This window comes from Methylobacterium sp. AMS5, from assembly GCF_001542815.1.
Lineage (GTDB): Bacteria > Pseudomonadota > Alphaproteobacteria > Rhizobiales > Beijerinckiaceae > Methylobacterium.
This window is the reverse complement of the sequence record NZ_CP006992.1, coordinates 1,534,970-1,554,920: the sequence shown is the minus strand read 5'-3', so window position 1 is coordinate 1,554,920 and position 19,951 is coordinate 1,534,970. Positions and strand designations below refer to the sequence as shown.

At 69.5% G+C, this 19,951-nt stretch carries 16 protein-coding genes; 9 read left to right on the top strand and 7 right to left on the bottom strand.

Going from position 1 to position 19,951, the window contains the following annotated elements; all coding sequences use genetic code 11:
- Nucleotides 1-8: 8 nt before the first annotated feature.
- Both leuS and Y590_RS07085 read right to left on the bottom strand, forming a co-directional pair.
- Nucleotides 9-2,627, bottom strand: coding sequence for a leucine--tRNA ligase (leuS, locus tag Y590_RS07090; protein ID WP_060769237.1), 2,619 nt, complete (start codon nt 2,625-2,627; stop codon nt 9-11).
- A 113-nt stretch (nt 2,628-2,740) separates the two neighbouring features.
- Entirely contained in the window at nt 2,741-3,844 is a 1,104-nt protein-coding gene (locus tag Y590_RS07085; RefSeq protein WP_060769236.1) for a DUF1963 domain-containing protein, read from the bottom strand.
- A gap of 110 nt (nt 3,845-3,954) precedes the next feature.
- Here Y590_RS07085 and Y590_RS07080 point away from each other — a divergent pair, with 110 nt between their 5' ends.
- Nucleotides 3,955-4,686 carry a YggS family pyridoxal phosphate-dependent enzyme gene (locus tag Y590_RS07080; RefSeq protein ID WP_060769235.1) on the top strand — a complete coding sequence of 244 codons (732 nt, stop codon included), beginning with the start codon at nt 3,955-3,957 and terminating at the stop codon, nt 4,684-4,686.
- A gap of 63 nt (nt 4,687-4,749) precedes the next feature.
- On the opposite strand, the gene Y590_RS07075 is transcribed toward Y590_RS07080, so the two are convergent.
- The gene (locus Y590_RS07075) at nt 4,750-5,343 is read right to left on the bottom strand and encodes a L,D-transpeptidase family protein (protein WP_060769234.1); all 594 of its coding nucleotides are present in this window, start codon (nt 5,341-5,343) and stop codon (nt 4,750-4,752) included.
- Between the two features lie 290 nt (nt 5,344-5,633).
- On the opposite strand from Y590_RS07075, the gene Y590_RS07070 reads away from it, so the two are divergent.
- The 5 genes from Y590_RS07070 (at nt 5,634) to Y590_RS07050 (ending at nt 9,898) form a co-directional block, all read left to right on the top strand.
- The gene (locus tag Y590_RS07070; protein WP_060769233.1) at nt 5,634-6,320 is read left to right on the top strand and encodes a response regulator transcription factor; all 687 of its coding nucleotides are present in this window, start codon (nt 5,634-5,636) and stop codon (nt 6,318-6,320) included.
- 185 nt (nt 6,321-6,505) lie between these two features.
- Nucleotides 6,506-6,973 carry a Crp/Fnr family transcriptional regulator gene (locus Y590_RS07065; protein ID WP_060769232.1) on the top strand — a complete coding sequence of 156 codons (468 nt, stop codon included), beginning with the start codon at nt 6,506-6,508 and terminating at the stop codon, nt 6,971-6,973.
- Nucleotides 6,974-7,135: 162 nt separating this feature from the next.
- Complete coding sequence (gene dapD, locus Y590_RS07060; RefSeq protein ID WP_015822170.1) at nt 7,136-7,978, top strand: 2,3,4,5-tetrahydropyridine-2,6-dicarboxylate N-succinyltransferase; 843 nt, start codon at nt 7,136-7,138, stop codon at nt 7,976-7,978.
- A complete protein-coding gene (locus Y590_RS07055) occupies nt 7,978-8,856 on the top strand; it encodes an alpha/beta fold hydrolase (protein ID WP_060769231.1) in 879 nt (292 codons plus the stop codon). The genes dapD and Y590_RS07055 overlap by 1 nt, the downstream gene beginning before the upstream one ends.
- 163 nt (nt 8,857-9,019) lie before the next feature.
- On the top strand, nt 9,020-9,898 hold the full coding sequence (locus tag Y590_RS07050) for an acid phosphatase (protein WP_060769230.1): 879 nt from the start codon (nt 9,020-9,022) through the stop codon (nt 9,896-9,898).
- 132 nt (nt 9,899-10,030) lie between these two features.
- Here the strand turns inward: Y590_RS07050 and Y590_RS07045 are convergent, their stop codons facing one another.
- Both Y590_RS07045 and Y590_RS07040 read right to left on the bottom strand, forming a co-directional pair.
- Nucleotides 10,031-11,341 (bottom strand): thermonuclease family protein, encoded by a 1,311-nt coding sequence (locus tag Y590_RS07045; RefSeq protein ID WP_060769229.1) that lies wholly within the window; start codon nt 11,339-11,341, stop codon nt 10,031-10,033.
- Between the two features lie 414 nt (nt 11,342-11,755).
- A complete protein-coding gene (locus tag Y590_RS07040) occupies nt 11,756-12,559 on the bottom strand; it encodes a hypothetical protein (RefSeq protein WP_060769228.1) in 804 nt (267 codons plus the stop codon).
- A gap of 577 nt (nt 12,560-13,136) precedes the next feature.
- On the opposite strand from Y590_RS07040, the gene Y590_RS07035 reads away from it, so the two are divergent.
- From Y590_RS07035 to Y590_RS07025, 3 genes are all read left to right on the top strand, one after another.
- Nucleotides 13,137-14,066 (top strand): lipid kinase, encoded by a 930-nt coding sequence (locus Y590_RS07035; protein ID WP_060769227.1) that lies wholly within the window; start codon nt 13,137-13,139, stop codon nt 14,064-14,066.
- Between the two features lie 16 nt (nt 14,067-14,082).
- Nucleotides 14,083-14,829, top strand: a complete 747-nt coding sequence (locus Y590_RS07030; protein WP_060769226.1) for a TerC family protein — start codon at nt 14,083-14,085, stop codon at nt 14,827-14,829.
- A 372-nt stretch (nt 14,830-15,201) separates the two neighbouring features.
- A complete protein-coding gene (locus Y590_RS07025; RefSeq protein WP_060769225.1) occupies nt 15,202-16,122 on the top strand; it encodes a hypothetical protein in 921 nt (306 codons plus the stop codon).
- A gap of 211 nt (nt 16,123-16,333) precedes the next feature.
- On the opposite strand, the gene poxB is transcribed toward Y590_RS07025, so the two are convergent.
- Entirely contained in the window at nt 16,334-18,067 is a 1,734-nt protein-coding gene (gene poxB / locus Y590_RS07020) for a ubiquinone-dependent pyruvate dehydrogenase (RefSeq protein ID WP_060769224.1), read from the bottom strand.
- 304 nt (nt 18,068-18,371) lie between these two features.
- On the bottom strand, nt 18,372-19,715 hold the full coding sequence (gene rho, locus Y590_RS07015) for a transcription termination factor Rho (RefSeq protein ID WP_060769223.1): 1,344 nt from the start codon (nt 19,713-19,715) through the stop codon (nt 18,372-18,374).
- Between the last annotated feature and the right edge of the window lie 236 nt (nt 19,716-19,951).

Sequence of the window (19,951 nt, the reverse complement as noted above, 5' to 3'; positions counted from 1 at the left end):
GAGGCCGGTCAGACCACCAGATTCACGATCCGCCCGGGCACGACGATGACCTTGCGCGGGGCCCGGCCTTCGAGAGCGCGTTGCACCGGCTCCAGTGCCAGCGTGGCCGCCTCGACGGCCTTGGCGTCCGCGTCGCGTGGAACGGTCACGTCCGCCCGCTTCTTGCCGTTGATCTGGACCGGAAGGGTGATCTCGTCGTCGACCAGCAGCGCCTGATCGGCCGCCGGCCAAGCCGTCTGCGCAACGAGCCCCTCCCCGCCCAGCACGCGCCAGGATTCCTCGGCGAGATGCGGCATCATCGGTGCGATGAGCTGCACCAGGATGCGGGCCGCCTCGCCCGCCACGGCCCTCGAGGCACCTCCGCGCAGGCCCTCGTCGAGGGCGTTGGCCAGGGTGTAGATATGGGCCACGCAGCGGTTGAAGCGCAGGCGCTCGATATCCTCGCCGACGGCGGCGAGCGCCTTGTGGGCGGCCTTGCGCAGGGGGGCATCGGCGGTGCCGCCGGGCCCATTCGCGGCCGTCGCGCCGTGGACGAGGCGCCAGACGCGCTGCACGAAGCGGGCGGCACCCTGCACGCCCTCTTCGGTCCAGATCACGTCACGCTCGGGCGGCGAGTCGGAGAGCATGAACCAGCGCGCGGTATCGGCGCCGTAGCTGGCGATGATGTCGTCGGGGTCGACGACGTTCTTCTTCGACTTCGACATCTTCTCCGTCGGGCCGATCTCGATCGGCTCGCCGGTTTTCACGTGAAAAGCTTTGCGTGCTCCGTCTTGCGTCTCGAAGCGAATCTCGGCGGGCGGCGTCCAGGCGCCGGCCGCATCCTTGTAGGTCTCGTGGACGACCATGCCCTGCGTGAACAGGCCCGCGAACGGCTCGGACACCCCGGACCAGCCCGTCGCCTGCATCGCCCGCATGAAGAAGCGCGAGTAGAGCAGGTGCAGGATCGCGTGCTCGACGCCGCCGATATACTGATCCACCGGCAACCAGTGATCGACACTCGTCCGGTCGGTCGGGGCGTCGGCGAGCCAGGGCGCGGTGAAGCGGGCGTAGTACCAGGACGAATCCACGAAGGTGTCCATGGTGTCGGTCTCGCGCCGCGCCGCCGCACCGCAGCGCGGGCAGGGCACCTGACGCCACGCTTGATCCCGCTCCAGCGGATTGCCGGGCTGGTCGAACGAGACCTCGTCGGGCAGCTTCACCGGAAGGTCTTCCACCGGCACGGGCACCGGGCCGCAGGCCTCGCAGTGAATGATCGGGATCGGGCAACCCCAGTAGCGCTGGCGCGACACGCCCCAATCGCGAAGGCGGAACTGGACCTTTCGGCGGGCGACCGGCGCATGCCCAAGCGTTTCGCCCTCCAGCCGGTCGGCGACGGCCTGGAACGCGTCGTCGGTGGTCATACCGTCGAGGAAGCGCGAATGGATCATCCGGCCATCGCCGTCATAGGCGGTGTCGGTGATGATGAAGGCGTCCGGGTCCTGCCCCTCGGGACAGACCACCGGCGTGTTGCCGAGCCCGTACTTGTTGGCGAAGTCGAGGTCGCGCTGGTCGTGGGCCGGGCAGCCGAACACCGCGCCGGTGCCGTAGTCCATCAGCACGAAGTTCGCGACGAAGACCGGCAGCGCCCAGGACGGATCGAGCGGGTGGCGTACCGTGAGTCCGGTGTCAAACCCGAGCTTCTCCGCCGTATCGATCGCCTCCTGCGCCGTGCCGATGCGACGGCACTCCTCGGCGAAGGCTCGCAGCTCGGCGGCCCTCGGGCCGGATTCGGCCAGCGCCCTGGCGAGCGGGTGATCGACGGAGATCGCCAGGAACCGGGCGCCGAACAGCGTGTCGGGACGGGTGGTATAGACCGTCACCTCGTCCGTGCCGGCGAACGGCGCGGCGAGGGCGAAGCGCACCTCCAGCCCCTCCGAGCGGCCGATCCAGTTGCGCTGCATCAGCCGGACCTTTTCCGGCCAGCGCTCCAGGCCGTCGAGGGCGTCGTGCAGATCTTGCGCGAAATCGGTGATCTTGAAGAACCACTGGGTTAGCTCGCGCTGCTCGACGAGCGCGCCCGAGCGCCAGCCGCGTCCATCGATCACCTGCTCGTTGGCGAGCACGGTGTGATCGACCGGATCCCAGTTCACCTTCGCCGTGCGGCGGGTGACGAGCCCCTTGCCCAGGAAGTCGAGGAACATGCGCTGCTGGTGCTTGTAGTAGTCGGGATCACAGGTCGCGATCTCCCGGCTCCAATCCAGCGACAGGCCCATGCTCTGGAGCTGTCCGCGCATGGTGGCGATATTGGCGTAGGTCCACTCTCGCGGGTTGACCTTGCGCTCCATGGCGGCGTTCTCGGCCGGCAGGCCGAAGGCGTCCCAGCCCATCGGGTGCAGCACGTTGTGGCCCTTGGCGCGCTTGTAGCGGGCCACCACGTCGCCCATCGCGTAGTTGCGCACATGGCCGATATGGATGCGCCCCGACGGGTAGGGGAACATCTCCAGCACGTAGTATTTCGGTCTGGCGTCGTCGTTCTTCGTCTCGAACAGCTTGGCCGCGTCCCAGGCCTGCTGCCAGCGCGGCTCGGCATCCTTGGCGTTGTAGCGCTCTTGGTGTGCGGTCGGGGAGGGCTGTGCGGAATCGGTCATCGGGAGCGCCGGGATCAGCGGAAAAGGAAGTGGCCCGCACGCAACGGTGTCGCGGGGGCCGAAGCCCGGCACCTAGCATATCCGTGCGGTCAAGGGTCAATGATCGGCGCGGTTCAGGTCTGCTGATAGACCGCCACCACGCGGTCGAAGCGGCGCTCGGCAAGATCGGAGGCACGGATCAGGAAGTAGACGGTGCCCTCTCCGTCTTCCTGCAGGAAGTCGCCGATATCGATCTGCAGCAGGAGGCGCCATGTCCGCGCGCCGGCATCGGTCTCGGCCCGGTGCGCCTCGATCTTGTCCCGTTCGAGGTGCTGCACGCCGAACCGGCTGACGACTTCCGCCTCGACGCGCGGATCGCTCTGTTCCGGCAGCGGCGAGCCGACGAGCTGGTTGCGCCGCCCGGCATTGGCGGTTCCATAGTCGCTGTCGAAGGCTTTCGAGAAGAGGTCCTGATAAGCGTCGCGAAAACGCTCCCCGCCATCGGTGCAGAGCGCCAATGCCGCCTTCAGGGCCGGCTGGGCGTCCATTTCCAGGCTCTCGATCGCCGGCGGGCGCAGGGTGGCGTGCAGGCTCATCGGCCGGGCCGGGCCGCCATAGGGCGTGCCGGAATCGGGTTTCGGAAGGGGCAGCTTGAACGGCCGGTTGATCTTCGCGATCTCCGCCCGGTGCGCGTCGGCCGCCACCGCGAGGTCTGCGGACATGGTTTGGGGCGCGAGGCCTTCGCGCGGGCTCTCGTCCCAGATCACGCGGGCGGATTCGGTGCCGTTGTCCCATGGTCCGGCAACGAGATCGTAGAAGAACAGCAGCCGCCCGTGCCCCGGCAGAGCGGCGGCGGGACCGCCCTCCCCCTTGGCCAACTCCTTGGCCAACCCCTGGGCCCGCCCCCGCGCCTGCCCTTGCGCCTCCCCGAGATCGACCTGCGCGAAGAAGGCATAGGGCAGCTCCTTGCGGAAGTGCCGCCGCATCTCCTCACCGGCCTCCGCGTTCCCGCGCTTGGCAATCGCCTCCGCGTCGGCGGGCTTGGCCCGGCGCGGCCAGGTCAGCCCCGGCGGGAGGTCCGGTGTCCCGCCGATCCGCGTGCCACCGACGCTTCCCTTGCCCGTCGGCAGCGGGCGAAACACGAGCGTCGGCACCAGCGCCGCGACCACCCTCTCGACCTGTGGGCGCGCAAAGTGCTGCGCGAGTTGGGCCTGGGCGTCGGCGGGCGTATCGAACATCGGCGGGGCTTCTCCGTTCGAATCGGGAGAGGCCAGGATATCGCGGGTGCGAAGCAGGGAAACACCCCGCGACCCTTGAAGTCGCGTCTGCGCCGCCGCAAGGAGGGCCCATGATGGATGAGAGCCAGACCCCGGATCAGACCCTCGACGCCAAGCCGCCGGTCGGTGAGGCCGATGTCGCGGCCGGGCTCGCGGAGGTACGCGCGAGCATCCGCCGGGCCGCCGAGGACAACGAGCGCGACCCGGCCAGCGTCCACCTCGTCGCCGTTTCGAAGACGGTGCCGGCCGAGGGCATCCTGCCGGCGCTGGAGGCCGGCCAGCGGATCTTCGGCGAGAACTACGTGCAGGAATCGCGGGCCAAGTGGCCGGCCCTGCGAGAGCGGTTTCCGGATGTCGAGCTGCACCTCGTCGGCCCGCTCCAGTCGAACAAGGCGCGCGAGGCGGTCGAGCTGTTCGACGTGATCCACTCCCTTGACCGGCTATCGCTTGCCGCGGCGCTCGCCAAGGAGATCGAGCGGAGCGGCCGGGCGCCCAAGCTCCTGATCCAGGTCAATACCGGCGACGAGACGCAGAAGGCGGGCGTCTCCCCCGATCAGGTCGATGTCCTGCTCTCGGAGTGCCGCGAGACCCACAATCTCGCGATCCACGGCCTGATGTGCATCCCGCCGGCCGACGACCCGCCCTCCCCCCATTTCGCCCTGCTGGCCCGCATCGCCGAGCGCCACGGCCTGCCGATCCTGTCGATGGGCATGAGCGCGGATTTTCCCGCAGCGATCCAGATGGGTGCCACCCATGTCCGCGTCGGCACGGCCATCTTCGGCCGGCGGACGAAGCGGGTCTGAACCGTTTGCGGTCGACGAGCCGGCTCATCCATCGACCAGAAGAATGAGCCGACTAACGAACGGTCATCGCCCGATCTTCATCCGTGTTCCCGGCCCGAGGCGGCGGAGCAGGCGCAGCAGGTCGGCGGGTTTCAGGGCGACGCAGCCTTCCGTCGGACGGTAGCCGCTGCGGGCGATGTGCAGGAAGATCGCCGAGCCTCGGCCCGGACGGATCGGACCACGGTTGTAATCGAGGTCGATCACGAGGTCGTAGAGCCCGTCATCGCGCCAGAGCTGCTCGGCGCTCGCCGCCGTGCTCGGCAGCCGGATCGGCCGGTTGTAGCGGCGATCCTGGGGCGCATCGCACCAGCCGTCGTCACGTCGCGTGGGTCGCAAGGGGAGCGCGCTGACGGGGCGGACGGGGAAGCGGTCGGGCCGGTAGAAACCGCCGCGTAGGCGAAAGATGCCTCGCGGCGAGGCTCCGTCCCCCTCGCGCTTCTGCGCCGTGATGCCGGAGCGCCCGAGGGCACACGGGATCACGACTCCACCCGCGATCAGCGTGCCGCGGGTCGGATCGCCCGGCAGCGGGCGCACCCGCAGCAGGCCGAGGGTGGCGGGCGGCCTTCCCTTCGCCGAGGTGGCGGCCTTGGCCTGCTTTGCAACTTGAGCGCGCCACATTGCCAGTTCGTCCCAGCTTGCTCCGAGCTTGGCCCGGCCTGACGTCATGTCGCGGCAGAGAAAGCTGGAAGATGGCGAAAATTCTGCATAAGCGCGCAATCCGGATTTCCCGGCGCGTAAAACGAACTAGGTTTGTCGTCAGGCGGCACCGCATGGGTTCCGTCCGCGGCCAGCCAATGGGCGATATGCCTATTCGAATCGGCGTGCCGCGATGAAATCGTCTTGGCCGCCTGCCGGATCTCTGTGCGAAGTCCAGGTGGCCGGAATGCTTGTTGAGAGCCGCTGCGTCGATGTCCAACCCCTATTGCCTCCTCGTCTGTGACGACGACGACGCCCTGCGTGAGGCATTGACGGAACAGATCGACGCCTATGAAGAATTCTCCGTCATCGGCGAGCCGACGGCGACCGGGGCGCTGAACCGCGTCACGCAGGAGCCGGTCGATCTCGTCGTGATGGATGTCGCGCTGCCGGACATGGACGGACGCGAGGCGGTGCGGACCCTGCGCCGCAACGGCTATCGCGGCCCGATCATCATGCTGACCGCCCAGGAATCCGACGACGACATGGTCGAGGGCCTGGAGGCGGGTGCCAACGATTACGTGGTCAAGCCGTTCAAGTTCGCCGTGCTGCTCGCCCGCATCCGGGTGCAACTGCGCCAGCACGAGGCGAGCGAGGACGCGGTGTTCCGCATCGGCCCCTACACCTTCCGGCCCGGTGCCAAGCTGCTGGTGGGCGAGCGCGGCTCCAAGCTGAAGCTCACCGAGAAGGAGACGGCGATCCTGCGCTACCTCTACCGGGCGGGCCGCGAGGTGGTGGGGCGCGATACGCTGCTCGCCGAGGTCTGGGGCTACAACGCCCACGTCACCACCCACACCCTCGAAACGCATATCTACCGGCTGCGCCAGAAGATCGAGCCGAACCCGGCGGTGGCCGCGATCCTCGTCACCGAAGGCGGCGGCTACAAGCTGCTGCCGTGAGGGTCGATCGGGCACCGGTATCCACCGTCCCGCACAGCCTGCGGCCGGGCAACGTATCGCGTCGCCTCCGCATCGGTTAAGCTTGCGCCCGGACAGTCACGTATCGTCCCGAAAGGTGGTCGCCGGCTTTCGGACATGAGGCGATGCAAAAAGCGTAGCGTATCGCGGCCAGGGGCGGAGAGGCGTTGGGGCTCGACGACGACATCGCGATCCTCGCCGCGGCGCCCGTGTTCGAGTTGTTCGGGCGCGACGCCCTGCGCCTGCTCTGCTTTGCCGGTGAGCGCCGCCTCCTAGGGGAAGGCGACCTGCTGTTCGCCCGTGGCGAGCCGTCCGACGGCGGCTACGTCGTCATGTCCGGCACCATCGCACTCGTCCCCCTGCGGTCCGGCGCGGAGCCGGTCACGGTTTCCCGCTCCGGGGTCATCGGGCGCAATGCCCTCTTTCGCCAGGTCGAGCGGCCGGCGGATGCACGCGCGGTCGAGCCGGCCGAAGTGATGCGCGTGACGCCTTCGGTGATGAGCCGCGTCCTGCGCGAGTTTCCCGACGCGGCGGCGGCGATCCGTGACGGCATGGCCGAGGAGCTGCTCGATCTCGTGCAGGGCCTGACCGGCGTGCGTGAGCGGCTTGTGGGCCTCGCGCCACGCAAACGGTGACAGGACCGGCCGGCTTTTGTAAGCACGACCACCTTTCGCGCCGAACCAGAGACGCTGGCCCGATGGCATCGGCCGACGCCTCTAGGTCCTTGTGTCAACGTGCATTCTCTCGACGAACCGGTTGCCGCTTCGTCGGAATGCACTTCAGTCCGGAAAGCCCCGATGTCACACGCCGATCTCGAAAAGACCATCGAAGCCGCCTGGGAGGAGCGCGCCGGCATCTCGACCGCGACCACCGGCGCCGTGCGCGAGGCGGTGGACGAGGCGCTGAACCTGCTCGATTCCGGGCAGGCCCGGGTCGCCGAGAAGGCGGGCGATTCCTGGCAGGTCAACCAGTGGCTCAAGAAGGCGGTGCTGCTGTCCTTCCGCCTCAACGACATGGTGCCGATCGAGGGTGGACCCGGCTCCTCCGCATGGTGGGACAAGGTGCCCTCGAAGTTCGCCAACTGGGGCGAGGCCGAGTTCCGCGCCGCGGGCTTTCGCGCCGTGCCGGGCTGCTTCGTGCGCCGCGGCTCCTACATCGCGCCGGGCGCGGTGCTGATGCCGAGCTTCATCAACCTCGGCGCCCATGTCGGCGAGGGCACCATGGTCGATACCTGGGTGACGATCGGCTCCTGCGCGCAGGTCGGCAAGAACTGTCACATCTCGGGTGGCGCCGGCATCGCCGGCGTGCTGGAGCCGCTCCAGGCCAACCCGGTCATCATCGAGGACAACTGCTTCGTCGGCGCCCGCGCCGAGGTCGCCGAGGGCGTGATCATCGGCGAGGGCTCGGTCCTGTCGATGGGCGTCTATATCGGCGCCTCGACCCGGATCATCGACCGCACCACGGGCGAGACCTTCTACGGCCGCGTGCCGCCCTACTCCGTGGTGGTGTCGGGCACGACGCCCGGCAAGCCGCTGCCCGACGGCACCCCCGGCCCCGGCCTCTACTGCGCCGTGATCGTCAAGCGCGTCGATGCCGGCACCCGCGCCAAGACCGGCATCAACGAGCTGCTGCGGACCTGATGGCGTCTGCCGTCGCATCGCTCGCCACCCGGACCTTCGACCTCACCGTCGCGGGGCATCGGGTGGCGACGCCCTGTGCCGTGGTCGGGGAGGGCGCGGACGCGCTGCTCCTGCCCGCTCTCTCCTCGATCTCGGCCCGCGAGGAGATGCTGCCGCTCGCTCGCGAACTCAGCGCGACGCATCGCTGCCTCGTGCCCGACTGGCCGGGCTTCGGCGCGCATCCGCGGGCGCGGCTGCCGCTGAATCCCACCACCCTGCACGCCTTCCTCGACGCGCTTCTGGCGGCCGCCCCCGGCCCCTACGCGCTCGGCGTCGCCGCGGGCCATGCCGCGCCCTACCTCGTCGCGGCCGCGCGCCGCCATCCCGGTGTCTTCGAACGGCTCGTGCTCGTGGCGCCGACTTGGCGCGGACCGTTGCCGACGGCCATGGGGCCGGAGCGCGCCGCATGGTTCGGCCGGATCCGCCGCGCGGTCGAGATGCCGCTTCTCGGCGAGGCGCTCTACCGGATCAACATCAGCCCGCCGATCATCGGGCGGATGATGCGGGCCCACGTCTATGCCGAGCCGTCGCATGTGACCCCGGCCGTGATCGCTGCCAAGCACCGCATCACCCGCCAGAGCCGGGGCCGGTTCGGCACGGCGGCTTTCGTGACGGGCGGCCTCGATCCCGCCGCCTCGCGCGAGGCGTTCCTGGCTGCGTTCGGCGACGGCCTGCCGCCGGTGCGGGTGCTGCGCCCGGAGAAGGCACCGCGCCGCTCGGGCGCCGAGATGGATGCGTTGATCGGCACGGGCCGCGTCTCGGCCCTGACCGTACCGGGAGCGCTGAGCGCCCACGAGGAGTTTTCGCGCGACGTCGCCGCCGCGATCCGGGCGCCCTGAAGCCGGCCCCGAAAGGCAGCGCGGTCTGACAGCGGATTGGGACTGTGACGCATCCGTCGCACGTCCCTCCTAGACAGGCCGGAAGCATCAGCCCGAAACTGACGCCCGCTCCTGGCCTCCGCCACGATCCGTTCAGCCCCGGCGCCTGAAAGTTTCTCTTGCGATGACCCGCCCGACCCGCGCGCCGGTGCGCTTGGCCGCCCTGCTGACGCTGATCCTTGCCGCCCAGCCGCCCCAGATCGCCCCCGTCAGGGCCGAGCCGGCGGGACCGGCCGGCCCGGCGACCTCCGCTCCCTCGCTGGAGAAGGACAAGCTCGCGGCCGCGGCCCCGAAGGGCTATCTCGGCGAGGAGGCGACGCCGAATCTCGTAGCGATCCTGCCGCCGCCCCCCGCGGGCCACTCGGCGGCGGAGGCGGCCGACCGGGCGGTCTACAACGCGACCCGCGCCTTCCAGGGCGGCCCGCGCTGGGCGCTCGCCACCAACGACGTCGCCGATGGCGGTGCCGCGCTTCTGGAGGATTATGCCTGCGTCCTCGGCCGGCGCATCGACCAAGCGAGCGTGCCGGACCTGATGCGGCTCCTCGACCGGGCCCGCATCGACATCGCCCGCGCCACCCGCGTGGCCAAGCGGCGCTACCGCCGCCTGCGCCCCTTCGTCGGCAACGATCTGCCGATCTGCGTCGCCCGCACGGCCGAACTCGCCGACAGCTTCAGCTATCCCTCCGGCCATTCCGGCCAGGGATGGGCCTACGGGCTGATCATGGCGAACCTGATGCCGGAGAAGGCAACGCAGTTTCTGGTGCGGAGCCGGCTCTACGGCGAAAGCCGGGTCGTATGCGGCGTCCATTGGCTCAGCGATGTCGAGGCCGCCCGCACCGGCGCCTCGGCGCTGGTCGCCGTGCTGCTCGCCGATCCCGGCTTTCGCACCGATCTGGAGCGCGCCCGGGCCGACCTCAATCGCGCGCTGAGCGGGGAGGGGGCGAAACCCGATCCCACGCTCTGTGCCCGCGAGGATGCGGCCGCGCGCCAGCCTTTGCTCTGACGAAACCGGGATAGAGCATCATCCCGAAAGGTGGTTGCCGGCTTTCGGAAAAGGATGATGTAAAAACGAGAGGATAGAGCATCGTCCTGGATCCGATATCGGGGACGATGCTCCGGGCCCGGTCCCGACGCCTTACCGCTTCCAGACGCCCAGCCGCTCCGTGCGGGCGTGGTCCTCGGCCGCCGCGAGATCCGGCGTCGCCTCCGACGAGGCGCGGCCGCCGCCGTTGAACAGCACCACCTCGGAGAGGTCACGGCCCTCGACGGTGCAGATATGCGCGGTGCTGCCGGGCGCGGGCTGGCAGGTCACCGAGCGCTTGCGAAGATACTTGCTCAGTTCGTCGGATTGGCCGCCGCGGACCCACTCGACGCCGAACAGGCGCACGACCTTGCCGCCGACCCGCAGCGTCGCCGTGTCGATCACTTCCGGCACGCCGACGATAGCGTTGGCGCTGTTGCCACCCTTGCGCGGCGCCTCCGGCTCGGTCGGTCGCTCGGCCGCATTCCCCGGCGCGTCCGCGGGCGGTGCGTCCGGAGCTGGCTCCTCCGCCGCCGGGACGCGAGGCGAGGCGGGCGGCGATTCGGCCGGTGCCGTCTGCGGGGCCTGCGTTTCGGCGGTCTGCGGGGCGGGGCGGCCGGATTCCTCCGTGTCGCGTCCGCTCAGGGAGAGCGCCGCCACGAGGCCTGCGCCGGCCAAGGCGCCGAATGCCAACAGCAGAACCGGCCGGCGGCTGCCGGCAGCGAAGGCATCCTCCGCGAGGTCGCGAATCCGGGTCGCCGTCCGGTGGGGCTGAATTCCACCGGCCACGCGCCGCCAGCCGTCTCCGACGCGGGCGCGCGCCTCGGCAAGGCGCTCCGCCGCGTTCGGCCAGGACTCGGCCGGATCGAGGGCGGCGCCGACCGGTGCGGGCCTCGGCCGGGCCTTCAGCCGCTCGGCGAGCCGGCTGCGCCAGCCCTCGACAGTCTCGCTCGCCGCACTGGCGAGTGCCCGGCTGCGCTCGGCGGAGGTGTTCGCCAGGGAGCGCGCGAGCGCCGACTGCGTCTCCACGAAGCGGGCACCCGCGGCCCGCACGTCGGCGATGGTGTCGCGGGCGGGTTCCGGTTCCGGTTCGGGGGCAGGGGGGAGAAACAGCGGCGCGTGCCGCTCACGAAGCTCATCGACGAGGTCGTGCAGGGTCAGCGGCACGCCGGCACCCGCCTCGCCCCGCAGGCGCACCGTGCCGGTTCGGTCGACGATCCGGTAGCCGGGCACGCCATCGGCGGGCTCGACGAAGCCCTCGGCGATCAAGGCCAGCGTCCGGCGTGCCACCGGCCGCGCGCCGCGCCGGTCGAGCTCGGCCAGGATCAGCGCGCGGATCCGGCGGTCGTCCTCGGAGACCGGCGCCTCCGGCGGGGCCGTCGTCCCGTCCTTGCTCCGGCCTGCGGCCTTTGCCGATCCCTTCACGCGTGCGATGCCCTGTTCTCGATCGTCGCCGGGGCCCCCCCTCACGGCGGCACCCGGCTGCTGCTTCTACAGCATGGACCGGCCGGAGTATCCGGTCGATGCGGCGGCTGATCCCGCAGGATGATCGCTCGAAGCCATCACCCTGATTCCCATCCGGCCTCATTCGCCGGCGCCCGCCTCCGCGGGCTGAGCGTGCCTCGGAAAAACTCCCGATCTCTGACCGTTCTCCCTCTGACGCGGACGGCGCAGCGGGAGTTTTGCGAGCGACACTTAGAGCGCCTTGCGACGAAGTGGTCACCGGCTCCTCGAAAGAAGGCGCGTCAAAACAAGGGGATCGAGACGCCGGCCTGATGCGATCAGGTCGGATACGGCTCCAGGCTTCCGCTTCGAGCGATGGCTTCTCGGCTTCGCCTGTTAGGCCCCCGCCCGGCTCAGGACGCGGCTCGACTCCGAGACGATGACCGGTGCTCCTCCGGCAAAGCTCACCGTCAGCGTGAGTTCGGCGACCCCCTGCGAACGCGCGCCGCGCGCCGGACTCACGGCCGTGAAATCGTGGACGATGCGTACGAGGCAGGTGCCGCTGGGTCCGTCACAGGCGATCCGCGGTTCCCCGTGCGGCTCGTAGCGCCGCTCGGGCCAGCGCAGCGCGAAGCGCCGCTTCTCAGACAGGAGCGCGTTGATGGTCATGACACGGCCGTGGAAGCGCACCGTGCTGCCGTAGAAGCGGGGCGCGGCGGACAGCATCGCGCCGTTGGGCGCCGATACGCTGTCGAGATAGCCGAGACTCAGGCGACGCGCCGCCACGGCCCAATCGGAGAAGCGCGGATCCGGCTCGGCGCGGGCCATGTTCGCGGCGGGAGGCGGGGCAGGGCGGTGCATCCGGGCGGTATGGGCGTGGCTCTCTTCGCGCGCCCGCTCGCGGATGGCGGCCCGTCGGGCGCGGCGCATCTCGGCGGCACGGGTGCGGTCCTGGCGGTGCATGTCCCGCCGGGCGGGGGAGTGGGAGGCGGCGGCGGCCCGGCGCGAACGGGGCGCGGCTTCCGGTTCGGCCTCGAAACGGGGGGCGGACTTGGCCGCCGGCTTCGCCCGCTCGCCGCCGGCAGGGGCGGGCCCGGATTTGGCGGGTGGGTCGATCCAGTTCGATCCCTGCTGGGCCAGGGCGCCTCCCGCCGCGCAGGCCGAGGAGAGGAGAAGGGTCAGAAACAGCACGGGGCGCATGACGGGACCGATCGGGCGAGCAGGCCTGAAGATGCCTCGCGGAAGGCCGGGTTACCGTCGGCGCTCACCTCGGATGGGTGACGGCGGCCGGCACTCCGCGAAAGGCGGTCGGTGAGACGGAACGCGTGACGGCACCGCTACGGTTCCACGCCATTCTGCCACCGGTTCAGTGCCTACACCGAGTCGGACGCCGGTGCGACCGGTGCCGGGGCTGGACCGCCCGTTACCCCCGCTGTCCAAGCTTCCCGCGTCGGAGCCTACGAAGCCGGGCTCCCGCCCCACGCTCTTGCCCCGCACTCTTGCCCCGCACTCTTGCCATCGCGCGGGAAGTGCCCACCTTGAGCGTGAGGATTCCGGCTCGTCCTGCGCGCGCATGCAGCAGGCCGAGCGCGCCTTGTGCCAAGCATCGGGTGGGATCACTGAGGACGGGTCCGGGCCCCTCTGACGGTCGAGGCGTCGACCGTGATGTCGGATTCTTTCACCGCTGGCGCGAACGCGGCGCGGAAGCGTGCGAGGATATGCCTGTGCCGGCCATGCTGGTTTTCCTGTTCCGGCCCGATGCGAGCGGAGCGGCTGCTTGAGCGCGACCTCGCAGACCGGGAAGCGCCGCGCGCTCCTTCTCGTGAACGCCAAGGCCCGCAGCGGGTCCGCGCCGCTGGATGCGATCCGCACGATCCTGCGCGAGGGGGGGCTCGATCTCGTCGAGCCGGAGGGCAGCGCCGATTGCAAGGAGGTGATCGGGCGGCATGCGGGCTCCGTCGATCTGGTGATCCTCGGGGGCGGCGACGGCACCATGAACGCGGCGGCGCCGGCCCTGGTCGAGACGGGGCTGCCCTTCGGCATCCTGCCGCTCGGCACCGCCAACGACCTCGCCCGCTCCCTCGGCCTGCCTCTCGAGCCGGAGCCGGCCGCCCGCGTGATCCCCACGGCGCCGGAGAAGGCGATCGACCTCGGCTGGGTCAACGGGCACTATTATTTCAACGTCGCGAGCGTCGGCTTTTCCGCCGATCTCGCCAGCGAGCTGACGGCGGAGGCCAAGAAGACCTGGGGCACGGTGGGCTACGCCATCGCCGCTTTTCGACTCCTGCGCCGCGCCCGGCCCTTCACCGTGACGATCGAGCATGACGGCCGTACCGAGAAGGTGACGACCATCCAGGCTTCGGTCGGCAACGGGCGCCATTACGGCGGTGGCATGACCGTGCAGGAAGACGCCACCGTGGATGACGGGCGGCTCGATTTCTACAGCCTCGAAGTCGCCCATTGGTGGCGGCTGATCGCGCTGCTGCCGGCCCTGCGCCGCGGGACCCATGGCAAGGCCGCGGATGTGCGGGCCTTCGAGACCACGGAACTGATGCTGACGACCCGAAAGCCGCGGGCGGTCAACACCGACGGCGAGTTGACGACCTGGACGCCGGCCCATTTCAAGGTGATGCCGAAGGCGGTGCGCGTTCTCGCGCCGCTGGACGCCGCGCCCGGCAGCACCAGCCGGTTCCCTCTTCCCTTCTGAACCCCCGGATCCGGCCGTGGACAGCCTGCTTCACCTCGCCGCCGATCCCACCGCCTGGGCGGCACTGGCGACCCTCGTCGTGATGGAAGTCGTTCTCGGCATCGACAACCTGATCTTCATCTCGATCGTCTCCAACAAGCTGCCCGAGGCCGAGCGGAGCCGGGCGCGGCGCTTGGGTATCGGCCTTGCCCTGATCCTGCGGCTGGCGCTCCTCGGCACCGTGGCCTGGATCGTCCACCTGACCGAGCCGGTCTTCGAGGTGCTGGGCAAGAGCTTCTCCTGGCGCGACCTGATCCTCATCGCCGGCGGCCTGTTCCTGCTGTGGAAGGCGACCAAGGAGATCCACCACAGCGTCGATCCGAGCCCGGAGGAGAAGCCCGCCAGCCGGGCGGCGCTCACCTTCGGCTCGGCCATCGGCCAAATCCTGGTACTCGACCTCGTCTTCTCGATCGATTCGATCATCACCGCCGTCGGCATGACCGAGCACGTGCCGATCATGGTGATCGCCGTCCTCGCCGCCGTGACCGTGATGCTGATCGCCGCGGACCCGCTGTCGCGCTTCATCGCCGCCAACCCGACCGTGGTGATGCTGGCGCTCGGCTTCCTCATCATGATCGGCATGACGCTGCTCGCCGAAGGCTTCGGCGCGCATGTGCCGAAGGGCTACATCTACACCGCGATGGCGTTCTCGGCCGGCGTGGAAGGCCTCAACATGGCGGCCCGCCGCCGCAGGCGGGCGAAGACGCCGACGGGCGGAGCCTGAAGCGCGGCAGTTTTCCCGTGAAAACTGCGGGGGTCTGCCAAGGGGCGGCCTACCGCTTCCAGGTCGACCGTTCCCCCGGGGCCGCGCGAGAGCATCGTCCCGAAAGGTGGTTGCCGCTTTCGGAAAAGAGAGGATGCGAAACAAGAGGCACGAGCCCCGGCGAGTGGCATAGGAGCGAGCCTGTTTCCGGGGCCTTGCCCGCTCGCCAAGCATGTTTCCATTTGGGCCAAATGCGCTCGATCCGAGCGAGGCGGTCAACGGATGGTAAGGCATAGGGGCCGAAGCCCGTCTGCCTCGGCTTGCGGGGTAAGGGTCCGTTCACGCCGCACCACGCGAGTAAGTGGCATGACCTGAACCCAGGCGACTGCCTCCATGCGCTTCCTTCTCGCACCGGCCCTGCTCGCCGCCGCGTGCGGATCCTCCCTCGCTGCCGCACCCTCGCCGTTCCGCGCAGCCCTTGCGGCGGCTGGCGGCTGCGGCGTGCACCGCGTCCTCGCGGAGGAGAGGCTCGGCCGGCTCGGCGCCCCCACGGCACATGCCGTGTCGCAAGGTGAGGCCGACCTGTTCGGCAAGCCGGCCGGACAGTGGACCGAGGACGAGATCCGCGACGCCGTTTCCGTCTTCGCGGCCTGCGAGACCAAGTCCGGGGGGGCCCGCACCGGGTTGAGCGAGCGCCTCGCCCGCGACCTGCGCGGCTTGGAAACGGCCCTGCGCCGGGCCATCGTCGTCGGGCATGCCCACGCACCCGTCGAGGCGAGCGAGGAGCGGGCACCGCACGGAGCCGGCCGCGATGGCACTCCGACCGCGCCCGCTGGGCTGCGACAGGGCCCGGCCTTCACCCCCGCCGTGAAGAGTGGCGCCCCGCAGGGGGGAGCGCCACGCGCGCTGGCCGCGATGCCAGCCCCCTCCTCCGATGCGCGGGATGATGCGCCGCCCGCCCGAGCCTGGCGGGCGCAGCCGTCGGCCACCGATGCGGCAGCGGGCGAGCCGCCTCGCCCCGCCGCGGCGTCGGTCACTGCGCACCGGCCGCCGACGGAGCGGACCCCGTGCCCGGTCAGCCTCGGCGCCTTCGATCTGCTTCAGGCCGAGATGCGTCTGTCCGAGGCCGAGGGCCTGCTCGGCTGCCGCGGCACCATCGACGCCACCACGACCATACCCGGGGTCGGCACCTTCGAGACCTATCTCTGGTCTGACCGCGGCAGCGGCGGCACCGTCACACTGGTCTTTCAGAACAAGCGCCTGCGCTCGAAGGCGCAGCGCGGCCTCGGCGCGGAAGCCGGGCGCAGCGGCTGAATCGTATCGCCGCCGAGAATTCCCAAGGCTTAGCGCATCATCCCGAAAGGTGGTTGCCGGCTTTCGAAAAAGGATGATGCAAAAACAAGAGGATCGAGCATCGCCGCTCTCGCTCGGGCCGTCCTTGCGGTTTCGGCTCGGTACGGTGGGCCGGCAACGTCCGGGCCGGCAGCGCGCGTCTCGCCTGAGGGCGCGCTGCGGCGTGATGGATTCAGCGCAGCAAGTTGGTCTTGGCCAGATCGAGGATCGCGTCGCCGCGTCCGTTCATCACGGCTTGGAGCGCGTAAAGGCTGAAACCCTTCACCTGCTCGGCCTGAAGCTTCGGCGGCATCGCCAGTTCCTGCCGGTTCGTCACCACGTCGAGGAGGGCCGGGCCGGGATGGGACAGAACATCCTGGATCGCGCCTTCCAAGTCGCCCGGATCCTCGACCCGGTAGGCATGGATGCCGATGGCGCGGGCCATGGCGGCGAAATCCGGGTTTTCGAGCGTGACGCCGGTCTCGAGATAGCCCGCGGCCTTCATCTCCAACTCGACGAAGCCGAGCGTGCCGTTGTTGTAGATGACGACCTTCACCGGCAGCTTTTCCTGCGTCAGGGTGAGGATGTCGCCCATCAGCATCGCGAAGCCGCCATCGCCCGACAGCGAGATCACCTGCCGGCCGGGGCTCGCCGCCTGGATGCCGATGGCGTGCGGCAGGGCGTTCGCCATCGAGCCGTGCGCCCAGGAACCGATCAGGCGCCGCCCAGCCGTCATGGCGAGGTAGCGCGCCGCCCAGACTGTGGGCGTGCCGACATCGGCCGTGAACACCGCGTTATCGGTGGCCGCCTCGCTGAGGAGTCGAGTGAGGTATTGCGGGTGGATCGGCTTACGCCCCGGCTTGCCGGTGGCGAGATCGTCGAGATCCTCGCGCGCCTTGGCGTAATGCTTGAGGCTGGACTCCAGATGGCGCCCGCTGTCGTTGCCGGTCAGGCGTGGCAGAAGGGCGTCGATGGTGGCGGCGACATCGCCGACGAGACCGAGTTCGAGCCGGCAGCGCTTGCCGAGATTCTCCGGACGCAGATCGACCTGCGCGATCTTGGCGTGTTCGGGGTAGAACTGGCGGTAGGGGAAGTCGGTCCCCAGCATCAGCAGGGTCTCGCAGGCTTCCATCGCCGCATAGCCCGAACTGAACCCGATCAGCCCGGTCATCCCGACATCGTAGGGGTTGTCGTGCTCGACATGCTCCTTGCCGCCGAGCGCATGGACGATCGGGCTCTTGAGACGTTCGGCCAGCCGCATCAGTGGCGCGTGCGCACCGGCGCAGCCGCGTCCGCATAGAAGCGTGATTTTCTTGGATCCGTTGAGGAGGTCCGCCAAGCGGTCGAGTTCATCGGCGGGCGGAACCGTGACCGGTGCGCGGGGGCGCAGCGTCGCGGGGGCGGACAATGCGCGCTTGGGCGCTTCCTTCAGAGCGACGGTTCCGGGGATGACCACCACGGCGACGCCGCGCTTGCCGACGGCCGAGCGGATCGCCGCTTCCAGGACGTTGGGCAGTTGCTCCGGGTCCGAGACCGTCTCGCAGAAATGGCTGCAATCGCGGAACAGCTCCTCGGGCCGCGTCGCCTGGAAGTAGTTGAGGCCGATCTCGCTCGACGGGATATGCGCGGCGATCGCCAGGACCGGCGTGCGGGTGCGGTGGGCGTCGAACAGGCCATTGATGAGATGGAGGTTGCCCGGTCCGCAGGAGCCGGCGCAGACCGCGAGTTCACCCGTCACCTGCGCCTCGCCTGCGGCGGCGAAGGCGGCGACTTCCTCGTGACGGACATGAACCCAATCGATGACGCCGCGGGCGCGGATCGCCTCGGTGATTCCGTTCAGGCTGTCGCCGACGAGGCCGTAGACGCGGCGCACGCCCGCCTGCTGGAGCGTCTCGACCACGAGATCCGATACGTTGCGGGTTGCCATGCGCCGTCTCCGAACAGAACCGCCTCGAAAGGCGGTGACGGCGGGCCAACGTCAGACGCAAGCGAAGGTTCGGATGGGTCGAAGATTTTGCAATGACTGCACAATTTCACATACCGGGCGCGTCGCCTCCGGCAGGATCGTGACTTCGTCGAGACCGGCCGGACCGGATCGGCGACGGCCCTTTGCCATCCGGGCCGCGGTGTGCCCGAACCAGCCCTTCGCGCGATACGGCCCGAAATAAAAAAGGGCCGGCCGATCGTGTCGGCCGGCCTCTCGGCAAAAAACCTCGGCGAAGTGTCTCGCCTTACGTGTTCATCGAGTCGAAGAAGTCGCCGTTGCTCTTCGTCTGGCGCAGCTTGTCCATCAGGAACTCGATCGCGTCGGTGACGCCCATCGGGTTGAGGATGCGGCGCAGGACGTAAGTCTTCTTGAGCGCGTCCGGCGGCACCAGCAGCTCTTCCTTACGGGTGCCGGAGCGGGTGATGTCGATGGCCGGGAAGATGCGCTTGTCGGAGACCTTGCGGTCGAGAATGATCTCGGAGTTGCCGGTGCCCTTGAACTCCTCGAAGATCACCTCGTCCATGCGCGAGCCGGTGTCGATCAGCGCGGTCGCGATGATGGAGAGCGAGCCGCCCTCCTCGATGTTGCGGGCCGCGCCGAAGAAGCGCTTGGGCCGCTGCAGGGCGTTGGCATCGACACCGCCGGTCAGCACCTTGCCGGAGGACGGCACCACCGTGTTGTAGGCGCGGCCGAGGCGGGTGATGGAGTCGAGGAGGATCACCACGTCGCGGCCGTGCTCGACCAAGCGCTTGGCCTTCTCGATCACCATCTCGGCGACCTGCACGTGGCGGGTGGCCGGCTCGTCGAAGGTCGAGGCGATGACCTCGCCCTTCACCGAGCGGATCATGTCGGTCACCTCCTCCGGGCGCTCGTCGATGAGGAGCACGATGAGGTAGCATTCCGGATGGTTGATCGTGATCGACTGCGCGATGTTCTGCATCAGCACGGTCTTGCCGGTACGCGGCGGCGCGACGATCAGCGCGCGCTGGCCCTTGCCGATCGGCGAGACGATGTCGATGATCCGGGGGCTGAAGTCTTTTTTCGGCGGATTGTCGAGTTCGAGCTTGAAGCGCTGCGTCGGGAACAGCGGCGTCAGGTTGTCGAAGTGGACCTTGTGCTTGATCTTCTCCGGGTTCTCGAAGTTGATCGTGTTGACCTTGAGCAGCGCGAAATAGCGCTCGCCGTCCTTGGGGCCGCGGATCGGGCCCTCGACGGTGTCGCCCGTGCGCAGGCCGAAGCGGCGGATCTGGGTCGGCGAGATGTAGATGTCGTCCGGGCCGGGCAGATAGTTCGAATCGTGCGAGCGCAGGAAGCCGAACCCGTCCTGGAGCACCTCGACCGTGCCGGCGCCGATGATCTCGGTCTCGTTGGCCGCGAGCTGCTTGAGGATCGCGAACATCAGCTCCTGCTTACGCATGGTCGAGGCGTTCTCGACATCGACCTCCTCCGCGAAGGCCGTGAGCTCGGTCGGCGATTTGGACTTGAGGTCCTGAAGCTTCACCTCACGCCGGGCGACGAGATCGGCCGGCGCGACGACGGCTTCCGCCGGAGCTTCAACGGGGGTGAGAGCGTCGTTCTGTGACGTCATGTGGGGAGATGCAACCAACGAAGGGCGGGGAATGGTCGGCCGGTTCGGGAGCAGAGCCGGGCGCTGGGGAAGCGCCCCGGGGTCCGTAGCCGTCGCGGGCGCGCGGCCCGGCCCGCGCATCGGTTCCGCTCGGTCAGAAAGACCTCGGAATGCGACACGGCTGCAATGGGAGAGCATCGTTCAGTAGCGCGTTTCGCCACCCGGCTCAAGACCCCGCCCGCCGATTTCCGTCTTAG